This is a genomic window from Phycisphaeraceae bacterium (genome assembly GCA_020851465.1).
In the GTDB taxonomy this organism is placed as follows: domain Bacteria; phylum Planctomycetota; class Phycisphaerae; order Phycisphaerales; family Phycisphaeraceae; genus JADZCR01.
The window spans coordinates 318,463-338,828 of record JADZCR010000006.1; the positions used below are offsets into that span (position 1 = coordinate 318,463).

The 20,366-nt window shown below is 60.1% G+C and carries 15 protein-coding genes; 13 read left to right on the forward strand and 2 right to left on the reverse strand.

What is annotated here, in order from left to right; genetic code table 11:
- Positions 1 to 25: 25 nt before the first annotated feature.
- From IT444_07835 to IT444_07885, 11 genes are all read left to right on the forward strand, one after another.
- Complete coding sequence (locus IT444_07835) at positions 26 to 2,578, forward strand: hypothetical protein (GenBank protein MCC7192675.1); 2,553 nt, start codon at positions 26 to 28, stop codon at positions 2,576 to 2,578.
- 66 nt (positions 2,579 to 2,644) lie between these two features.
- Complete coding sequence (locus IT444_07840; protein ID MCC7192676.1) at positions 2,645 to 3,607, forward strand: ABC transporter ATP-binding protein; 963 nt, start codon at positions 2,645 to 2,647, stop codon at positions 3,605 to 3,607.
- Positions 3,604 to 5,442 (forward strand): ABC transporter permease, encoded by a 1,839-nt coding sequence (locus IT444_07845; protein ID MCC7192677.1) that lies wholly within the window; start codon positions 3,604 to 3,606, stop codon positions 5,440 to 5,442. Before IT444_07840 ends, IT444_07845 begins: the two co-directional genes overlap by 4 nt.
- 16 nt (positions 5,443 to 5,458) lie before the next feature.
- Entirely contained in the window at positions 5,459 to 7,411 is a 1,953-nt protein-coding gene (locus IT444_07850) for a HEAT repeat domain-containing protein (GenBank protein ID MCC7192678.1), read from the forward strand.
- A gap of 49 nt (positions 7,412 to 7,460) precedes the next feature.
- Positions 7,461 to 7,856 carry an acyl-CoA thioesterase gene (locus IT444_07855; GenBank protein ID MCC7192679.1) on the forward strand — a complete coding sequence of 132 codons (396 nt, stop codon included), beginning with the start codon at positions 7,461 to 7,463 and terminating at the stop codon, positions 7,854 to 7,856.
- A 217-nt stretch (positions 7,857 to 8,073) separates the two neighbouring features.
- Positions 8,074 to 8,874, forward strand: coding sequence for a hypothetical protein (locus tag IT444_07860; protein ID MCC7192680.1), 801 nt, complete (start codon positions 8,074 to 8,076; stop codon positions 8,872 to 8,874).
- A gap of 351 nt (positions 8,875 to 9,225) precedes the next feature.
- Positions 9,226 to 11,928 (forward strand): pyruvate, phosphate dikinase, encoded by a 2,703-nt coding sequence (locus IT444_07865; protein ID MCC7192681.1) that lies wholly within the window; start codon positions 9,226 to 9,228, stop codon positions 11,926 to 11,928.
- A 151-nt stretch (positions 11,929 to 12,079) separates the two neighbouring features.
- Positions 12,080 to 13,306 carry an MltA domain-containing protein gene (locus IT444_07870; GenBank protein MCC7192682.1) on the forward strand — a complete coding sequence of 409 codons (1,227 nt, stop codon included), beginning with the start codon at positions 12,080 to 12,082 and terminating at the stop codon, positions 13,304 to 13,306.
- 195 nt (positions 13,307 to 13,501) lie between these two features.
- Positions 13,502 to 14,569, forward strand: a complete 1,068-nt coding sequence (locus IT444_07875; protein ID MCC7192683.1) for a TerC family protein — start codon at positions 13,502 to 13,504, stop codon at positions 14,567 to 14,569.
- 68 nt (positions 14,570 to 14,637) lie between these two features.
- On the forward strand, positions 14,638 to 15,387 hold the full coding sequence (locus IT444_07880; protein ID MCC7192684.1) for a (d)CMP kinase: 750 nt from the start codon (positions 14,638 to 14,640) through the stop codon (positions 15,385 to 15,387).
- Entirely contained in the window at positions 15,384 to 16,109 is a 726-nt protein-coding gene (locus IT444_07885; protein ID MCC7192685.1) for a 1-acyl-sn-glycerol-3-phosphate acyltransferase, read from the forward strand. Before IT444_07880 ends, IT444_07885 begins: the two co-directional genes overlap by 4 nt.
- Before the next feature lie 89 nt (positions 16,110 to 16,198).
- On the opposite strand, the gene IT444_07890 is transcribed toward IT444_07885, so the two are convergent.
- Positions 16,199 to 17,173, reverse strand: a complete 975-nt coding sequence (locus IT444_07890; protein ID MCC7192686.1) for an acetylxylan esterase — start codon at positions 17,171 to 17,173, stop codon at positions 16,199 to 16,201.
- An 84-nt stretch (positions 17,174 to 17,257) separates the two neighbouring features.
- On the opposite strand from IT444_07890, the gene IT444_07895 reads away from it, so the two are divergent.
- Together IT444_07895 and rho are read left to right on the forward strand one after the other, a co-directional pair.
- Positions 17,258 to 17,899 (forward strand): dephospho-CoA kinase, encoded by a 642-nt coding sequence (locus IT444_07895; GenBank protein MCC7192687.1) that lies wholly within the window; start codon positions 17,258 to 17,260, stop codon positions 17,897 to 17,899.
- A gap of 370 nt (positions 17,900 to 18,269) precedes the next feature.
- Positions 18,270 to 19,811, forward strand: coding sequence for a transcription termination factor Rho (rho, locus tag IT444_07900; GenBank protein ID MCC7192688.1), 1,542 nt, complete (start codon positions 18,270 to 18,272; stop codon positions 19,809 to 19,811).
- A 134-nt stretch (positions 19,812 to 19,945) separates the two neighbouring features.
- Here rho and IT444_07905 read toward each other — a convergent pair whose 3' ends face one another.
- Positions 19,946 to 20,323 (reverse strand): PilZ domain-containing protein, encoded by a 378-nt coding sequence (locus IT444_07905; GenBank protein ID MCC7192689.1) that lies wholly within the window; start codon positions 20,321 to 20,323, stop codon positions 19,946 to 19,948.
- Positions 20,324 to 20,366 lie beyond the last annotated feature (43 nt).

Here is a 20,366-nt window from a genome sequence, read left to right on the forward strand (position 1 = left end):
CTGCACCCTTGGCGAGTACCACCGCTTGAAGTTACGTCCAGGTCTGCTGACTTTTGTCGCCGCGGTCATGATTCATCATGCCGCGCGCGCGCAGCCGGCCTCGCCGAGCGGATCCGCGATTCCGGTACAACAGACGTTGCGCCTTCAGGACGGCGGCGGAAACGCCGGCGTGATGTTTGTCCGACCCGGTGCGTGGGGCGGCTGGAAGCTCCGCATCGAAAATCCAACGGAGGAGACGGTCCACGCACTGGCGACAGGTAATTTTTCCGGCCAGCCGACGCTGCAATTCGGCACCGAGTTTGCGATGCCGCGGAACACGCGGCTCAACATTTGGCAACCCGTGCGGGCACCGGACTCACCCCAGGTCGCCTCACCGATCGGCGAACCTCAATCGCCGCTGGCTGCCGCGACCCCCGCGCCGACGGCACCGCAGCAGGGAAAGGTAAAAATCGCGGCTGGCCTTGAAGTCAATTCCATCCTCATCACCACGGACAAGAGCCGCGAGGATCAGCTCGACCGCAAGGCCGGCATGGTCCGTGTCGAATACGACGCGCCGTCCATGGCGGTGATGAATGATTTCGACTCCCCGAATGACGTGTTGCTTGATTTCGCCGCGGCCCTCAAGAGCGGTGCGGGTAAGGGCAAGCGGGTCTTTTCCGTCCGCCCTGATGAAGCGCCGCCGCTGGCAGCCGGCTGGGAGACATTGGACAACCTGATCCTCGCTGCGAATCACCCTCCCCTCGACGAAGCACAGATCGCGGCCTTGCGTCATTGGATTCTCGCGGGCGGTAAGCTGTGGATCACGCTGGACACCGTCGATCCTGATTTCGCCCGCCGGCTGCTGCGCGACGACTGGACCGTTGAGGTCATTGATCGCGTTGCGCTTTACGATTTTCAGATTGAAGATGGTGTCGCTCCGGTTGAGGTTCACGGGCTGGAGTCGCCGGTTGATCTGGTGCGCGTGTCCGTGACGGACATGGAGGTGACGCATCGTGTGGGGGAATGGCCTGCCGCGATGCGTAAATCCGTCGGCCGCGGCATGATCTACGTCACGACGCTGGGTACCCGCGGCTGGATGACCGACTGGTTCATCGCCCGTGATCCGCTGGTGAAACTTGGCACAGCTTTCCTGCAACCCACACAGAAGCCGTCCGTTACTTCACGCGATTTTCAGAAGTATCTCTTCTCTCAGATCGGTTACTCCATCGTCAGCCGCACCTCGGTGGCGGTGATTCTGATTCTGTTCATTGTGTCGATCCTGATCGTCGGTCTGGTGTTGATGAAGCGAAATCAGCTTGAATGGCTCGGCGCCTACGCCGGCGCGGGTGCCATCGTGGTGGCGATCATCTTCGTACTCATCGGCCTGCTGAATCGCTGGGAGGTTCCGCTGACGGTCGCCGGCGCGCAACTGGTGCAGGTGGTCCCCGATCAGGATGAAGCGATAGTCACCGGCGAGCTGAGCGTTTACAGCCCCAAGGACGGGCAGGGACCGATCGAGGCGACGCGAGGCGGCGTGGTCTGGCCTGATATGGCGGGGCAGGGCAGCGGCGACATCCTCAGAATGGTCTGGACGGACATCGACAAGTGGCAGTGGCGCGGCCTGACGCTGCCTTCTGGTGCGGTGCGCAACACGGAGGTCCGTCACACCGTGCCTCTGGCCAAGACCGCCCGTGCCGGCGCGACGTTTGATGAAAACGGCATCGTGGTGACATTGAAGGCCGGCCCGTTTGAGGATCTTCAGGATCTGGTCATCGCGACGCCGACCGGCCATCTCGCGCCGCGCACTGTTTCAGGGAAAATCCACGGCGTACAGAGCGACGTGCTGCCAGTCGGACAATACATCAGCGGCAGTCTCGCGGATCAGACCCGCGTGCTGCGACAGGAGATTTACCGACGGCTGCTGGGCGATGCGCAGGCGACCACGACGCTGCGAATGCCGCAGTCCTTTGAGGCGATGGAATCGACCACGGAGAATCAGGCGTTCGGCGGCAAGAGGATCATTTATCCCGACCAGCCGATGCTGCTGGCCTGGGCGCAATCGATGAGTGTCGGCATCGAGCTGGTGCAGAAGGATGCCCAACTCAGACAGTCGGCATTGGTGATGATCCCGCTGGAGTTTGTGCCGCCTGCCCCCGGCAGCCGTGTGCGCGTGCCTTCACCTTTTATCTCGCTGGCTCCAGCACGGCGTGTCAGAGGTGAAACCGGGATGGTGTACGACGCTTCCAGCGGGGAGTGGATTCCCAGCTCGTCGGGGGCGACGGTAAACGTGCGGTTTCAGTTGCCTCGGATTCTGATGCCGCTGCACACGACTGCTCTCAAAGCGACGCTCGATATTCAGGCTCCGGGGCGCAAGGTGGACCTGCTGGCGAAGCTCAACGGCGAGTCGGTGTTGCTTGGCTCTTTCACGACCCCCAACAGTCCGATCGTCATTGACGTGCCAGCGGAGCAAGTGCCTCAGCCGGATGAAGCGGGCGGTGTCGCCCTGACGCTCCGCGTGGATGACGGCGACGAATCGTCTTCGCCCTGGCTGGTGCGGAGTTTTACGATCGAGGTCGGAGGCACGACTGCGGAACGATGACGTGGGGTTGCCCCACCTGATGCGATTGATCTGATGAGCGGCGACTGAGCCGGATAGGAACGGACCATGAGCGATATCGTCGTCCAGACCAAAAACCTCACGAAGAAGTTCGGTGACTTCACCGCGCTGGATAATCTTTCCATCCAGCTTGAGCGGGGGCGCATTCTGGGCTTCATCGGTCCCAACGGCGCGGGAAAGACCACGACCATCAAAATCCTCGTCGGCCTTTCCCGACCCACGAGCGGCTCAGCGAGCATCGCCGGTGCCGATTGCGTCACCGAAGCACGCCGCATCAAGCGGTTGGTCGGCTACATGCCCGATACGTTCGGCTCCTACGACAACATGCGGGTGCATGAGTACCTCGACTTTTTCGGGGCGGCATTCAAGATTCCCCGCCGTGATCGCGCCAAGCGCATTGATGAAGTCATGGAGATCACCAATGCCGGATGGATGCGCGATCGTTTTGTCGAGAGTCTCAGCCATGGCATGAAACAGCGCGTCGGCATCGCCCGCACGCTCCTGCACGATCCCGAAGTGCTGATCCTCGACGAGCCGGCCAACGGTCTGGACCCCAACGCCCGCATTGAGATGCGGCAGATTCTTCTGCGACTGGCGCAGCTCGGTAAGACCCTGATCGTCACCAGCCACATCCTTCCCGAACTCTCACGCATCTGTGATACCGTCGCGATCATCACCCAGGGCAAGCTCAATGCCTTCGGTACGCTTGAACAGATCATGCGCAAGGTGCGGACCAAGCGCGTCCTTGAGGTGCAATTGACCACTGCGGAGCAGGTCGCTCCCATGGCAGCGCTGCTCAAGAAACATCTCGAACCGGGCAGTGAGATCACTCCCAGCCCGCAGGAAGCGGAAGTCCGCTGCACGACCAATTACGACGACATCAAGCTCGCGGAGATTCTCGCCACCGCCGTGTCGAAGGGGCTGGGCGTGGTGCAGTTCCGTGAGGTGCCGATGGATCTCGAAGATGCGTTCCTCGAAGCGACCCGCAGCGGGCAGGTGAGCGCGGCATGACCAACCCGATTATCCAACGTGAGCTGGTCGGCCTGCTGCGCACGAAAAAAGCACTGGCGCTTCAGGTCGGCATGATCGCGGTGCTTTCGGCACTGGTGATCTTTCGTTGGCCGGCGGCAGGCATGGTCGATCTGACCGGTCAGCAGGCGCAGCAGGTTTTCCGACTCTTTGCCTACGGTCTGATGGTTGCGCTGATTCTCCTGGCCCCGGTTTTCCCCGCGACCAGCGTCGTCCGTGAACGGCAGCAGGGCACCCTTGCTCTGCTGCTCAATTCCCCGATGAGCCCCTGGTCCATCCTCATGGGCAAACTGCTGGGCGTGCTTGGTTACGTCCTGCTATTGCTGCTGCTGAGCGTCCCGCCGGCGGCGGCGTGCTTCACCATGGGGGGCGTGGATCGCGGCCAGCTCGTCGGTGCTTATGGCATCCTCTTCCTGCTGGCGGTGCAGTACGCGACGCTCGGTCTGCTGATCAGCAGCTACGCGGGCACGCCCGACTCGGCTCTGCGTTCCACCTACGGAGCGGTGCTGGCGATGTCCGTCGTCACGCTTGGCCCGCATCAATTCCTTCAAGGGCTTCAGGGCATTCCTTCGGCCGGACAGACGCTGATCGAATGGATCCGCTGCATCTCGCCGATTCCCGCGATGATGGAGTGCCTGAACCAAGGTGGCATCACGTCGATGGGTTTCGTTCAGACCGGAACCATCGGCCGGTTCTGCATCCTCGCGGTGATCTCGACGATTCTCTTTACGATTTTCACAGCCCGACGATTCAACCAACGGATGTTCGACCGTCCACGCGCCGCGGGCACGGTGACGGATGAGCAATCCGCTTCCGTCCAGCGTTTCCGCCGGATGATGTTCATCATCGATCCGAATCGACGCAGTGAGTTGATCGGCGCACGGCCGTTGGCGATGGTGGTGTGTCTGGCGGGGGCTGCATTTTTCACGGCGGCGGCGACTTACATCTATAAACAAGACTTCAAGTGGGAGGGGTACTCCGTCAGCCTCGTCTTCACGGTGACGCTCGGAGTCGTCGCGGCGGCATTTGTCGGCGCACTGCTGGTGCTGCTGGTTTCGATCAACCCGGTGACGACCAAGGAACTGCGATCCCGTCGCTTCGGCAGGCCGTACTGGCTTTTCCGGCTCGGCGGTTTCTGCCTCGTCCTGTCGCTGGCTCTGATGCTTGCGACGACCCGCGCCACGATGGACTGGGGAGTCTCAACCCTCGGCGTCATCATGGTGCTCCTGTCCTTTGCCCTCATCATTCTTCTGACACCCACACTCGCGGCGGGATTGATCAGCGGTGAACGCGAGAGCGGCGGATGGATATTGCTCCAGTCAACGCCGCTCTCGACCTTATCCGTCGTGCTGGGGAAACTCATGAGCGTCGCCACAACGCTCGTGTTGATCCTCATTGCAACGCTGCCCGGCTATGCCGTGATCGTGCTGATCGACAAAGAGACGCAGTTCCTCCGCGTGCCGATGGTGCTCCTGAGCCTGCTGCTGACAGCGCTCTTTGCGCTGCTGCTCAGCGCAGCGACGAGCAGCCTGTTCCGTCGCACCGCGCCGGCGACGGTGACGGCTTACACGATCATCGTTGGTCTGTGTGCGGGGACGATGCTCTTCTGGCTGGGACGCGATGCGCCGTTCACGATGCGCACCGTCGAAACGGTGCTGAAGTTCAACCCGCTCGCCGCTTCACTCAAGCTCATCGACGCACCGGGATTCAAGGAATACCAGATCCTGCCGGCGAACTGGTGGATCATGGGGGCCGGCTGTCTGATTTGCCTCGCGGTGCTGGTGGTTCAAACCTGGCGGCTCAGCCGCCCGCAGTGATGGACGCAGGATGACGATGCGATTAATCGGAACAACAATTTGCCGGCGGGATGGCAGTGCCTTCCGTGGTGTCAGCCGCAATAGTCGCGGACAAAGGCGAATCGCTGCGCTGCTGCTTGCGGGAGCCGTGTCGTTGTCAGCTCTTGCGTCCCCCAGCCGCGCCGCTCCTGCGCCAATCAATCCGTTGATCGATCAGCCGCACTACTCAGATCCTGCCATCGTTGAGCCTGCCCCCGAACTGGAGTTTCACCCCCGGTTGGCGGAAGTCTGGGGTTGGGCGCTGGATCAACCCTCTGCGGACACTCGCCGCCGCGCCGCGTCCGCCATCGCTGACGCCTATCGTCGCGGAGACCAGAGCCTCCGCAGCTTTGCCGGACGTCTTACGATTCTGCTCGACAAGCAGGGGCAACATCCTCTGGTCAGGCTCGCTGCCGCCGAGGCACTGATCACGCTCGACGTACGCGACGCAGAGGTCAGTCTCATCGCGCACAATCGTGCCGATGGCATGGACATGATCCTGCTCACCGATCCCGCCTTGGCACGGTGGCAAGCGGCAAACATCCGACAAACGTGGATCAATCGCGCGATTGATCCATCGCTGGACCGCTCGATTCGTCAGTCAGCCATCCAATCGCTCGGTGCGGTTCGGGAAACTCAGGCTTACGCGAGCCTGCTCAAGATCGTTCAGGATGAAAAGGCGGAAATGACACTTCGCACGGCTGCTTCCAGTGCAGCCGCTGCGTGCCGCCCGGAGACGGAGACCAGTCTGGCCGTTGCGCAGCGCTTTCTGGAAGGTTCACCAGCCCGACGGTTGCTGGCGGCGCGACTGCTGGCGTCGGAAAAAGGTGATGGTGCCATCGCAGCACTCCTGCGGCTGGCGGTCGATGCAGATCAAGCGGTGGCGGCAAAGTCGCTCCAGAGACTTCTCGAAATCGCACCGGAGCGAGTGGATGAACTGGCGGATACTCTGCTCAAAAGCAGCGATCCGAATATCCGGCTGCTGGCGGTTCAAGGCATCGTTGCGCAACACCGTCCCGAACGGATCAAACTCGTAGCGGATGCGCTGGATGATGTCGCTTTGTCGGTGCGACAGTACGCCCGTGATCAGATGATCCTGATGGATCACGATTCTGCCCTCCGCCCGCAGGTACGTGCCGAAGCGAAAAGAATTCTCAAGTCGGACAACTGGCGCGGACTTGAGCAGGCGGCACTAATCGTGGGCAAGCTGGACGACCAGGCCGCGTCGAGTCGCCTGCTGGAACTGATCAAACATCAGCGTCCGGAAGTGCGTCTCGCCGCCGCCGCCGCCCTGCGCTGGATCGACGACCCGGAAACGCTTGCCCCCATTCTCACGTACGCGCGGGAGATTACGGAAAAGACTTCCGAACTCACCCAAATCGAGGGCGAGAAGATGACGGCCTATGCGTCACAGATCAAACATGCGAATAGCTTGATTGATCAGGGCCGGACAGACGAAATGCCGCCGCGTATCGAACCGCGGCTGTTGGTGCGATCCGCCGCCGACACTGATCGGGAGCTTGTGCAGTATTTTTGTTTCTTTGCCAAGCGTCGTTACGCCGCCGCCGAGCCGCTATTGCGCAGCTACGTTCCCAAACATTCGCAGCCTTACGGCGAGGGACGCGGTGCGGCGATTTATGCTCTGGGCTATCTCTACGAAAACAAAAGTGATGCTTCGCTGGCGGCTGCACTGTCAGCTCGCGCGGTCGATAACAACCCGCTCGATCCGGAAGTTGCCGCGGTGCGACGATTCTCGCTCATCACGCTGGGCAGAATGAAAGCCAGCCAAGGGCTGGGAGCTTTGAACTCAATTTACCGCTCGGCCATCGAGAGCTATCACCTCCGGGCTGCGGCACGCTGGGGAATCATTCATTCGACCGGCAAAGAAGTCCCGCCGATTACTTCACAAAAACAGATGGTGACCGGCTGGTGGCTTGAACCGTTGGATTGAAGCTGATTCGCTTCGATGAGTAATCACTTTTCGTCGCACACGGTGAAACATGTCCACGCAGGAGGATTTCAACATCGAGGTTCGCGTCCGGTACAGCGAGTGCGACCCGATGAACGTCGCGCATCACAGTGCTTACCCGGTCTGGATGGAAATTGCCCGCGTCGAGATGCTTCGTCAGCGCGGCACCGCCTATCGAGAGCTTGAGGAACGAGGCATCTTTTTCGTCGTGGCGAGGCTGAGCATTCGTTACCGCCGACCGGCTAAGTACGACGACATCCTCCAGGTACGGGTTCGCAGGCTGCCCAGCGCGGGTGTGAAAGTGGACCATGAGTACGAGATCCATCGCGGCAGGGAACTCATCGCCACCGCGGAAACCACCATCGTCTGCGTGGACAGGCAGGGCAAGCTCCAGCCTGTCCCGGCGGGTACGTTAGGCACTGACTGATTTCAGGAGAGTGCCGCACTCATTTCGATTCGACTTGCTTCGACTGCCCGCCAATGATTTTCTGTGTCAAGGTATCCGGCTCATCTCCGGGCTTTGCTGACGTTTTCCATGGCTGTGGTGCGTATTGACGAAAGTCGGTCCCTCATTCGACCGACGACACGGTTATCGGTGCGGGTTGCCTGAACCTTCCGGCAACTCATTCGCGATGGAGACGTATGTGGTCGCGATGGTTTGGTTCATCGTGATGGCGGTCCTGGCGGCGGCGTCCTTTACCGTCGGGCTGTGGGCCGGTCGCGGGGGCATCTGGCGGGCGCGGCTGTGGATCGCCGGCTCTCTGGTCCTGCTGCTCGCCTGCTCGTGGTTGAATCGTCGGCCCGACGTCGCTCTGCAAATCATCCGACCCAGCATGCTCAGCTATCTCGAAGGCATCTACGCCACGCCGGTGTTTATGTTGATTCTGGGGATCGCATGGATGCGCGGCACGCGGCTGCGCCAGCGAGGACTTACCATCCTGGCCGTCTGTGTCGGCATCTTTTTCTTTTTGCATGGCGGCTTGTGGATGCTCCAGTCCACGCCGTTGTCCGCACTGGCCAACGACACGAGCAACGGCATGATTCTTCAGACGCAGGATTTTTCCTGCGTACCCGCCTCGTGTGCGACCGCGCTCAATGCCATCGGCATCCCAAGCACCGAGGCGCAGATGGCTGAACTCACCCAGACCCGTTCCGGCAGCGGTGCAACCCTCGTCCGGGCGGTCGATGGTCTTTCACAACGGCTCGCGGACACACCCTGGAAGGTGGAGTTGATCGAGGCAACGCTGGACTCCCTCGACGAAGTGCCGTTACCAGCCTTGACGGTGGTTCCCGGCCGCAACGCGGCGATTCGGCACATGGTCGTGATCCTCAAATCACGTTACGGAATGCTGCTCGTGGCGGATCCGGCTGATGGTCCCAAATGGGTTGACCGCCGCGAATTTGCGCAGGGGTACAACGGCTACGTGATCGTGTTCCACCGCTGAGCGCGGCTGGAAAAGTGAGCAATCTGCCGGCGAGCCTCATTCGTCATTTCCCGTTTAATCACCCCGGTTTTACGGCCCAAGGCCCTGTCTAAAGAGCCTCGCGGATACGAAATTCCTGCGTCTGTCAGCTCGTCCGGCTTGGATGCCAGCCGGGGACTCCGCACGCGACGGAAAAATCCTTTAGAATCGCGGGGCTTTTCAGGAACTGAAAAGCAAATACCTCATTCACCCTCCGCGAGAAAGTATTTTTCCATGGCCACCAAGTCTCTCAAGCGTTCCGCCGGCAAGTCCGCATCCAAAACCGCAAAGAAGAGCAAGACCGCTGCGAAATCGTCAGGCAAGTCCGCGAAGATGATTTACTACTTCGGACACGCCCGCTGTGACGGCAACGGCTCGCAGAAAGCATTGCTGGGCGGCAAAGGAGCGAACCTTGCCGAGATGACCCGCATCGGTCTTCCGGTTCCCCCCGGCTTCACCATCACCACCGACGTCTGCACAGCTTACTACGCACAGGGCAAGAAACTTCCGCCGGCTCTGATGGATGAGTTGAAGCGAGCCATCGCCACGCTCGAAAGCGAGACGGGTAAGAAGTTTGGCGATTCACGCAATCCGTTGCTGGTGGCGGTGCGTTCCGGTGCACGCGACTCCATGCCGGGCATGATGGACACGATCCTGAACCTGGGCCTTAACGATATCGCCGTCGAAGCGGTCAAGGCTGCGACCGGCAACGGACGATTTGCCTACGACTGCTACCGCCGTTTTGTGCAGATGTATGGCGACGTGGTGATGGGGGTGCAGAAGCGCCACGAAAATGAACACGATCCGTTTGAGGACGTGATGCACCGCCTCAAGCACGAGCGCGGCGCGAAGGAAGACACCGACCTCAACGAAGCGGACCTGCGCGAGCTGGTTTCCCGTTACAAGGCTTTGATCCGCGAGCGCACCGGCAAGGAGTTCCCCGCAGCAGCACTGGATCAGCTCAAGGGCGCGATCGGTGCGGTCTTTTCCTCGTGGATGAATGAACGAGCGATTCTCTATCGCGCCAAGTACAAGATCCCCGCCGAGTGGGGCACCGCCGTCAACGTGCAGAGCATGGTTTTCGGCAATATGGGTGAGGATTGCGCTACCGGGGTGGCATTCACTCGTGACCCGGCGACGGGTGAGAACATCTTTTACGGTGAATACCTCGTCAACGCCCAGGGTGAGGACGTCGTCGCCGGTGTCCGCACGCCCAAGAAAGTTCAGGAGATGGCTCAGGATCCGATCATCGGATCGGCCTATAAGGAACTCGAAAAAGTACGTCGGACGCTGGAGAAAAACTTCGGCGATGTGCAGGACTTTGAGTTCACCATCGAAAAGAAAAAGCTCTACATGCTCCAAACGCGCAACGGCAAACGGACTGCCGTTGCGTATGTGAAGATCGCGCACGACATGGTTAAGGAAAAACTCATGTCGTCTGAGCACGCGATCCGCTCGGCTGATCCGGAAGCGATCAATCAGCTTCTCCAGCCGATCTTCGACCGCAGCGCGTATGAGCAGGCGAAGAAAGACGGCCGGATGATGACGGTCGGCCTGCCCGCAGGGCCGGGTGCCGCATCAGGCGCCGTCGTGTTTACTGCCGCCAAGGCGGAAGAGCTTGCCGGCAAGGGCCAGCGTGTCGTGCTGGCGCGTGTGGAGACAAGCCCGGAAGATCTCCGCGGAATGATCGCAGCCGAGGGCATCCTGACCAGTCGCGGCGGCGTGTCGAGCCATGCGGCTCTGGTCGCTCGTCAGATGGGCAAGGTGTGCGTGGCCGGCGCGGGTGATATTCACATCGACTACGTTCATGGCACGCTGACCTGCCACGGTACGACGATCCGCGAAGGTGATCCCATCAGCATCAACGGCTCGACAGGCGAGGTGTTCAACGGAGCGATCGCCTCGGCGGACAGCGAGCTTAAGCAGGTCCTCATCGGCAAGACGATGAAGCCTTCCGAAAGCAAGCTCTTCCAATACTATGACTTTGTGATGAAGCTGGCGGACAAGTTCCGCAAGCTGGGCATCCGTACCAACGCGGACACTCCTGAACAGGTTGAAAATGCCGTTGCGTTCGGTGCCGAGGGCATCGGTCTCTGCCGCACGGAGCATATGTTCTTCGAGGGCGATCGCATTGACGCGATGCGTGAAATGATCCTCTCGACTACGGAAGAAGGCCGCACCGCAGCTCTGGCAAAACTGCTGCCTTATCAGCAGGCGGACTTCGAGGGCATCTTCCGCGCTCTGGCGGGAAAACCTGCGTGCATCCGCCTCCTCGATCCGCCGCTACACGAGTTCCTCCCGCACGATCACGCGGCGCAGTCTGCCTTGGCGAACAAGATGGGCATCTCACAGGAGACGGTGTCCACACGGGTTCACGATCTCCACGAGTTCAATCCCATGCTCGGCTTCCGTGGCTGCCGTCTGGGGATTGGTTACCCGGCCATTTCGGAAATGCAGGCGCGTGCCATTTTCCAGGCTGCCGCCAAGGTGCAGAAGGAAGGCCTGAAAGTTCGCCCCGAAGTCATGATCCCGCTGGTGGGCTTCAAGCGAGAGCTTGATCTGCAGGCGGAGATTGTCCACCGTGTTGCCGCCGAAGTGCAGAAGGCGACGGGTCAAAAGCTCAAGTACGCGGTAGGCACGATGATCGAGATTCCACGCGGGGCGCTGACCGCCGACGAGATCGCGCAGACGGCGGAGTTTTTCAGCTTCGGGACCAATGACCTGACCCAGACTACGCTGGGCATGAGCCGTGACGACAGCGGACGGTTCCTGCCGCAGTATCAGGCACTGGAAATCATCAAGGGCAACCCGTTTGCGAGCATCGATCAGACCGGTGTCGGCCAGCTTATGCAGACCGCTGTTGAGAAGGGCCAAAAGACAAGGCCTGACATCAAGCTGGGTATCTGCGGCGAGCACGGCGGCGACCCGTCGTCGATCGAGTTCTGCAACCGCCTCGGACTGGCGTATGTGAGCTGTTCGCCGTTCCGCGTGCCGGTGGCGCGATTGGCGGCTGGGCAGGCAGCCCTGAAAAAGTGAGGACGCAGTCGGCGGATGCGGGACGGTCGAGGTGTCCCTGCTGCCGGGTTCTGCGATTTTCATACTTTTGAGTTCCTTCGCCCGATAATGCGTCCATCATCGGGCAGGGAATCCCGTGTTCGCATCGCTCCATCAAACTAAGGAACATGCCATGGTTCGTCGTTCTGTTGTGCTGCCGGTGCTGGCGGCGGCGGTCATCGCGCTTTCGATCACCGGCTGTCGCAAAGCCAGAATCATCGAGGAAGGGAAGGACTACAGCCGCGTCACCAACGGGCCGGCCCTGCGAAAGCTTGATCGCAGCGAATACCCGAACCTGACGCTGGCGTTTCAGGCACGCGACCAGACCCTGATGACAGCACTGGATCGCAGCATCAGTTGGTACGCCAAGCCCTCGACCACGCAGTTTTTCCCGCTTCAGGAGATCACCCATCCCCAGGCACAAGCCAGTGCGATCGCGATGAAACAGATCCTCGCATCGGCGACCACTGCGGATGAGTTTATGCAGCGACTCTACGCGGAGTTTGATGTTTATCAGAGTGTGGGATGGAACGGTGAGGGTGAGGTGCTGTTTACCGGCTACTACTCGCCGATCTTCAACGCCTCTGCCGTGCGGACGGATGAGTTCCAGTACCCGCTCTACAAGCGACCGCCTGACCTCGTGACCAATCCCGTCACCGGCGAAACGCTGGGGCGAAACATCAACGGCCAGGTCATTCCCTATCCGACTCGTGCTCAGATCGAATCGAGCAACATGCTCGCGGGTTATGAGTTTGTGTATCTGCGTGACCCGCTCGATGCGTACATCATCCAAGTCAACGGCTCAGCCAAACTCGTCATGACCGACGGGTCGATCCGCTACATCGGCTACGCGGGGAACAACGGCCATCCGTACACCAGTGTGATGCGGGCACTCGTCGATGAAGGCAAGATCGATAAGAACAGCGTCAATCTCGCAACGCTTCGCGCGTACTTCCGCGAACATCCAGGCGAGCTGGCCGGCTACACGCGACGGAATGATCGTTTTGTGTTTTTCATGGATTACGGCACGGACATCTGGCCGGCTGGTTCACTGGGAGTCAAAGTCACATCATTCCGATCGCTGGCGACGGACAAGGAAAAGTTCCCGCGCGGCGCGGTGACGATGGTGCAGACGAGCATCCCTTCAACGGCGACAGGTGAGCTTCGACGGTTTGATCAGTTCATGATGGACCAGGACACCGGCGGGGCGATTCGAGCCGCCGGCCGTGCGGATATCTACATGGGGATCGGCCCCGAAGCGGAAGCACTGGCGGGCAGGCAATTTGCCGAGGGCAGGTTGTATTACTTCTTCCTGCGACCCGATCGCGTGGCGGCATGGCAGGCCGCGATAGGCAAATAAAGCGGTTTTCACAAAGCCGACTTACCTGCGTTGTGAGCGACGAAGCTATCCCCTTACCTCGCTCATCCGCGGGTTTGGGAGCACGCCGGATCGCCCCGCCTGCGTCGGAGGGCATGATTTTGCGGTTTCTCCGAACGCTGCGCTGACTCGCCGCTACACTACTGCACCCCGCGGGTGCGGGATGATCAGCAAGAGATGGGATATCGCATGGTTGTCTGGCTCTGGGTCGGGTTCATCGCCTTTGTCTGTTTTCTTCTGGGGCTGGACCTGGGGGTTTTCAATCGCAAGGCTCACGTCATTCGCACCAAGGAGGCGCTCTACTGGAGTGCGTTCTGGATTGGTCTGGCGTTGCTGTTTAACGTCGGCATCTATTTCCTCTACCAGCATCACATCTTCGGCATCGGCGAAAAAATCGGGCATAACCTCGAAGGTCGCGAAGCCGCGATGCTTTTTTTCACCGGCTATGTGATCGAAAAATCGCTGAGCCTGGACAACATCTTCGTCATTGCCCTGATCTTTGCCTATTTCAAAGTGCCGGGACAGTACCAGCACCGGGTGCTCTTCTGGGGCGTGCTCGGCGCGCTGGTCATGCGCGGGCTGATGATCTGGGCCGGTGCGGAATTGATCGAACGATTTTCGTGGACGCTCTACATCTTCGGCGGTGTCCTGATCATTACCGCGATCAAAATGCTCATGGCTGGTGACGAAGAACCCGATCTCGAAAAAAATATCTTCGTTCGGATCGTACGGAAACTGTTTCCCATCAGCCCCGGTTATGAGGGGCAGCGTTTCTTCACACGGATACCCGTCGCGCCGTCGGGCCAGTTTGACGGCGGCGTCCTGGCGTCACGATTCGCTATCACGCCGATGTTTCTCGTGCTGCTGGTCATCGAAGGGACGGACGTGGTTTTCGCCGTCGATTCGATTCCCGCAATCTTCGGCATTACGCAGGATCCATTTATCGTTTTCACGTCCAACGTCTTTGCGATTCTGGGCCTCCGCTCGCTCTTTTTCGCGCTGGCGGCCATGCTCAACAAGTTCCAGTACCTCAAGACGAGTCTGGTATTTGTGCTGGTGTTCATCGGCGGGAAAATGATCGCCGAGCAGTGGTATCAGGGGCGTCATCCTGTCGCCGAGGGAGAAAAACCTCACCATCTGATGCCCACGGAAGTGTCCCTGGCGATCGTCGTAGCCATTCTGGCAACAGGCGTGATCGCGTCGCTCATCAAAGCACGGCGTGACGAGCGGCAGGGTAAAGCGTAAACCGCATCATCAACGAAACGCGACCGCGTGCCGACTTTTCTTCGGCAGGCGTGTGTTAAACTTTCCTCATGCAGGGGTTGATTATCACGCTCGATGGTCCCGCAGGAAGCGGCAAATCCACCATCGCCCGACGGCTTGCGCAGCGGTTGGGTCTGGAATTTCTCGACACCGGCGCGATGTATCGAGGGTTAACAGCGCTTTGCCTTGACGACGGCATCGACCCGGCGGCAGCACCGGCTGCGGTCGTCGAACTCGCCAGACGATTTCCTATCCGGTTCGATTGGCAGGCCGACCCGCCGCGACTTCATATCGGCGAGCACGATCTGACCGACCGGCTGCGCGATCCCGATGTGACGTTCAGCGTCAGTGATGTCGCATCAATCGGCGCGGTGCGTCAGGTCATGGTCGAAGCGCAACGCCGTATCGCGCTGAGTCATCCGCGTCTGGTCACGGAGGGACGCGATCAGGGTTCGGTGGTTTTCCCGCAGGCGTTGATCAAGTTTTATCTCGATGCGACGCCTGCCGTCCGGGCAAAGCGTCGGGCGGAGGAAATCCGCCGGGCCGGCAAGCCGGTGGACGAAGCACAGATTCTTGAACAGATCACGATGCGCGATCAACGTGATCAGCAGCGAACGGACGGCCCGTTGTATTGCCCGTCCAACGCCGCCGTGGTGGACACGTCGCATTTGTCGCTGGAACAGGTGCTGGAACACCTGGAAAAGCTGGTTCGAGAGAAAGCGGCAGAAGCTCAAATCACGATCGGCGGATCGTCGAAATACCAGCCGGCATCACCCCTGGGCACGGAGCCGTCGCGATGATTGATACCGCGTGGGGACGTTTCCGCGCTCGACAGCCCGGCCTGCCCGCATGGCGCATCGTCTGGTGGCACTTCCTGCATTTTCTCTGCTTCCTGTGGGTCGGGCCGTTTTACCGCTATCGGGCGTGGCATTACGACCGTGTCCCGCTCGAAGGGCCGGTGCTCCTGGTCAGCAACCACCAGTCGTTTCTGGATCCGATCCTGGTCGGTCTCAGTGCGCATCATCGGCAGTTTTATGCCATGGCGCGATCGACGTTGTTCCATCATCCCCTTTTTGCCTGGCTCATCGCGTCGCTCAATGCGATCCCTGTTGAGCGGGGCACCGCTGACATGGGAGCGATGCGCCGGTCGATCGAGGTGCTCAAGGAAGGGCACGCGCTGTTGATATTCCCCGAAGGGACACGCACGCCGGACGGCACAACCAAGCCTTTCGCAACCGGGACGATGCTGATTATCAAGCGGGCGCGTCCGCTGATCGTGCCGGTGGCGGTGGAGGGATCGTTCGCGGCCTGGCCGCGTGAGCGCAAGGCCCCGCGAGCCGGTGGCAGGATCGGAGTGATGTTCGGCCATCCGATCCGCGCGGAGGATTTACTGGAAGGCGAGCCGGAAGCTGCGCTGGAACGGCTGCGTGCGAACATCGAGAACATGCGGCTGGAACTGGCTGAGCGGTTAGCGCGGGATGAATGGCCGGCTGACAATCTCAGTGAGACCGCCTGCCTCTGAGTAACGGCTACCTGCTGCGCAGCATTCGCCGACCGGCACTCAAACAGCGGGTTGGGTGCCGCACTGCATCGCTCGAAGCACGCCGATGTTCAGAGATACTTTCGGGCAAACTTCAACCTCTCCACGAAGTGAACAGGTCCGCCGCCCTCGTGGTTGTTGAAGTCATACACGCGCACTTCTTTCTTGGCCTTGATCCGGTTGAACGCGCCGAAACAGGTGCTCGGCGGGCAGACCGTATCCATCAGGGCGATTGAGAAAAGGCATCTGGCGGTGATTCGCGGCGCGAAGTTCACGCCATCGAAGTAATCAAGCGTGTTGTAAATCTGCTGCGATTGTCCGCGGTGGGTTTTGAGGAAGCTGGTGATTTCGCTGTAAGGGGCGGTGTCAACGATCGTCGTGGCTCGTCGGTAATCGCAGAGGAAGGGCACGTCGGGCATGGCGATCTTCGCCGCTTTACCCGCCAGTGCAGCGGCTGCGATGGCGATTCCGCCGCCCTGGCTTCCACCCGTGACGCCGATGCGTTCCCTGTCCACGTGCGGATGCGAGGCTGCCGCCTGTACCGCGCGGGCGGCGTCGGTGAAGACTCGGCGGAAGTAGTAGGTTTCGGGTGAGCGGATACCGCGGGTCATAAAGCCGGGATACTGCGGATCGGAACCGGCGTCATCGGCGGTGTCGCCCGGTGCCCAGGTGGAGCCTTGCCCACGGGTATCCATGACAAAGTTCGCAATCCCCGCCGTCGCCGTCGCCACATGATCTATTGGCAGCGACCGCCCGCCGCCGTAGCCGATGTAGGTCACCAGGCACGGCCGCTTGGCGCAGCCGGCGGTCCAGCGCGGCTCGATGAACCACCCCTTGACCGGCTGGCCTCGATAACCGTTGAACGTCACGTCGTACACGTCAACCAGTTCATAGACCGACTGATCCACACGGGTAAACTTGGCTGCGATGGGTTTCGTTGCGCTCTCCTGAAGCGTGCGCTTCCAGAAAGCATCGAAGTCCTTCGGCTCGCGGTTCGATGGTATGTAGGTTTGCAGTTTTTCAAGCGGGAAATCGAAAAAGGCCATGAGGGTTCTCACCGTGGGGGTTGGAATGTGGTTGGAATGATAATCGGCCCCGTCGGGTCCATCCAGCCGTTATGCTGACGCGCCATGTCCCGAACTCATTCAAATCAGAACGCGCATCGCAAGCCCGTCATTGGGATCATCGGCGGTGTCGGCTCAGGTAAGAGCACGGTGGCGCGGCTGTTCGCGTCGCTGGGCTGTGCAGTGATCGATGCGGACGTGCTGGCCCATGAAGCGCTGGCCAGTGAACCGGTGAAACGGGAGATTGTCCGATGGTGGGGCGATGACGTTCTCAAAGCTGACGGCTCGGTCAACCGTCAAGCGGTCGGGAAAATCGTGTTTGCCGACAATGCGGAGCTGGCGCGGTTGGAGGGGATCGTTCATCCGATCGTGCATCGCCGCCGTGCGGAACTGCGGGAGAAATATCAGCACGATCAGCAAGTGGTCGCCATCGTCGAGGATACGCCGCTCCTGTTGGAAAAACATCTGGAAGATCAGGTGGATGTGATCGTGTACGTCCATGCGGATGCGGCGATACGTGCTGCGCGAGTGGCAGGGCGCGGGTGGTCGGAAGGGGAAATCGCCCGTCGAGAGAAAAATCAACTCTCACTTGACATCAAGCGAAATCGGGCGGATTATGTCATAGACAACAACGCCGGCGAAACCGAAAGTCTTTCGCACGTCCGCCGGGTACTTTCCCAGATCCTTCATCGTGATCGAGGCAAGTGATTCGAAAGAACCGCGCAGGCGGAAGGCGAATTGTCACCGGAGCGTATCCGGTATTTTAGGGATTCTGGTTTCCAGTCGTCGAAAGAATTTTCACGATATCCATCGAGGCAAAGGGAGTGCCTTATCAGGAGGAGGGCGGCAGGCAGCCGCCAACACGCGAGCAGGGTGCGAAAGCATCTGATCCGCCGCCGACAAATTTTTTCAGGCTGCCGATGCAGCTTACGTCTGATTGGGCCGTTACTGGACGGCCTGTCTGATCCGCCGAGTACAACGCTGAGCTTGATACGACGGTCCCCACGCCTTATTCGCAGTGATTACCCCGCCACCCGCTTTCCTTAAGTGGGTGCATCCAACCTCAGGAGTTTCTTTTATGGCAAAGACCCCAACCTTCCGCAGCCGCAAGCGCAAGACCGAAAACGAAGCGTCTCAAACCCCTGCCGCTGACGACGCCGTCGTTGAAGCGGTGATCGATGAGACCCCCGCAGCCGCGCCGACACCGTCAGCCGCGGAACCTGTTGCCGCAACCCCGCCACCCGCGCCGGCGTCCGCACCGAGCACGCCGACTCCGCCTCCGGTGCAGGAGCCTCATTCATCGACCGATCAGGAACTCGACGCCGAGACGCAGTCGCGCTATGAGCAGGCGAAGCGACAGGAAATTTCGATCCGCGATCTGCAGCGCATGAGTGTGGATGAATTGCACAAGTTGGCAGCACAGGAGCGGATCGAAAATCCCGCGAGCCTCAAGAAACAGGACCTGATCTTTCAGATCCTCAAGAGCCGTATCAGCAAGCAAGGTCTGATGTACGGCGAGGGTGTGCTGGAAATCCTGCCCGACGGCTTTGGGTTCCTCCGCTCACCGGAATACAGCTATCTGGCCTGCCCGGATGACATTTACGTTTCGCCGTCGCAGATTCGCCGCTTCGGGCTCAAGGTCGGCCACATTGTGCAGGGCACGATCCGCCCGCCAAAAGAAAGTGAACGTTATTTCGCGCTGCTCCGCGTCGATGCGATCAACGGTCAGCCGCCCGATGCGCTGAACGATATCAAGACCTTCGAGGACTTGACGCCGCTGCACCCGGATCAACGTTTGGTTCTCGAAACCACGCCGGAGCAGATCGAGATGCGGATCGTCGATCTCGTGACCCCGCTGGGCCGAGGACAGCGTGCCCTGATCGTGGCCCCGCCGCGTACCGGCAAGACCGTGATCCTTCAGAAGATGGCCAATGCGATCATCAAGAATTACCCAGAAATCAAAGTGATCGTGCTGCTCATCGACGAGCGGCCTGAGGAAGTCACGGACTTCCGCAACAACACGCCTAAGGATGTCGAGGTCGTCGCCAGCACGTTCGATGAACAGAGTGCCCGCCATGTGCAGGTCTGCGATATGGTCAGCGAAAAAGCACGACGCATGGTCGAGTTCGGCGAGCACGTGGTCATCCTCATGGACTCGCTGACTCGCATGGCGCGAGCCTATAACACCGAGATGCCCCACAGCGGCAAGATCGGCACCGGCGGTCTGGATACCAACGCTCTCCAGAGGCCGAAAAAGTTCTTCGGCTCCGCTCGCGCGATTGAAAACGGCGGCAGTCTCACCATCATCGCCACCGCGCTGGTGGATACCGGCTCGAAGATGGACGACATCATCTTTGAGGAGTTCAAAGGCACGGGTAACAGCGAGCTTCACCTCGACCGCCGTCTTGTCGAGAAGCGTGTGTACCCAGCCATCGACATCAGCGCATCAGGCACCCGCCGCGAAGAACTACTTCTCGATCCCAAGGAACTCCAGCTGGTTTACCGGCTGCGTAAAGTTCTGGCGGATATGAACGTGGTCGAAGCCATGGAACTGCTTAAGAGCCGTTTGAGTCGGGTCAAGACCAACGCAGAGTTCCTGCTGACGATGAATCTGGATTGATCGTCGTTTTTCAAGCTGCTCGCTGCATAACACGTCGGTCGTGCAGTCCGATGATGTCTGGAGCTAATGCGCGGTAGCTGCGGCTGTGTATCGCAGGAGACACTCTTGCCGCTGGGCATCAAATGGGAGTCGCCTCACAGCTCGATCATCAGCCGATCGACCGCTGGGTCGTTGGTCAGTTCCGCTCCGCTCGTTTCGCTCTGGAAGGGAGTGATGCTGGTGAACTTGACCCCAACGATGTGGCCGTGCTTTTTGTCGGGCCGGCAGTTGGTGACTTTACCGATGACGCGCAGCGGTCGCCTCTGGTGATAGAGGATCAGGACGCACTTGGTGCCGATTGCGATTCCTTTGGCGTCCACGAACCCCATGCCGGTCCTTGAGAGGTCATACGCGCGGACGGTGCGCGTATCCGTCCCGCCGCCGACGGTCTGGAGTGTGAGCTTCACCTCCGGGGCATGTTCATCAATCGTGACGCGGATGTTTTTGCGATTATCGACGGATTGAGTGGTCATGTCAGCCTCACACACTCAGCGCGGAATAGGCGCCACAGAATGG

What these genes read in the sequence shown, in the direction of transcription:
- IT444_07865 (MCC7192681.1), top strand. Translation starts at nt 9,226, where the DNA reads ATGATTTACTACTTCGGACACGCCCGCTGTGACGGCAACGGCTCGCAG.
- IT444_07895 (MCC7192687.1), top strand. Translation starts at nt 17,258, where the DNA reads ATGTCCCGAACTCATTCAAATCAGAACGCGCATCGCAAGCCCGTCATT.
- IT444_07840 (MCC7192676.1), top strand. Translation starts at nt 2,645, where the DNA reads ATGAGCGATATCGTCGTCCAGACCAAAAACCTCACGAAGAAGTTCGGT.
- IT444_07850 (MCC7192678.1), top strand. Translation starts at nt 5,459, where the DNA reads ATGCGATTAATCGGAACAACAATTTGCCGGCGGGATGGCAGTGCCTTC.
- IT444_07875 (MCC7192683.1), top strand. Translation starts at nt 13,502, where the DNA reads ATGGGATATCGCATGGTTGTCTGGCTCTGGGTCGGGTTCATCGCCTTT.
- IT444_07845 (MCC7192677.1), top strand. Translation starts at nt 3,604, where the DNA reads ATGACCAACCCGATTATCCAACGTGAGCTGGTCGGCCTGCTGCGCACG.
- IT444_07905 (MCC7192689.1), bottom strand. Translation starts at nt 20,323, where the DNA reads ATGACCACTCAATCCGTCGATAATCGCAAAAACATCCGCGTCACGATT.
- IT444_07870 (MCC7192682.1), top strand. Translation starts at nt 12,080, where the DNA reads ATGGTTCGTCGTTCTGTTGTGCTGCCGGTGCTGGCGGCGGCGGTCATC.
- IT444_07855 (MCC7192679.1), top strand. Translation starts at nt 7,461, where the DNA reads ATGTCCACGCAGGAGGATTTCAACATCGAGGTTCGCGTCCGGTACAGC.
- rho (MCC7192688.1), top strand. Translation starts at nt 18,270, where the DNA reads ATGGCAAAGACCCCAACCTTCCGCAGCCGCAAGCGCAAGACCGAAAAC.
- IT444_07880 (MCC7192684.1), top strand. Translation starts at nt 14,638, where the DNA reads ATGCAGGGGTTGATTATCACGCTCGATGGTCCCGCAGGAAGCGGCAAA.
- IT444_07890 (MCC7192686.1), bottom strand. Translation starts at nt 17,173, where the DNA reads ATGGCCTTTTTCGATTTCCCGCTTGAAAAACTGCAAACCTACATACCA.
- IT444_07885 (MCC7192685.1), top strand. Translation starts at nt 15,384, where the DNA reads ATGATTGATACCGCGTGGGGACGTTTCCGCGCTCGACAGCCCGGCCTG.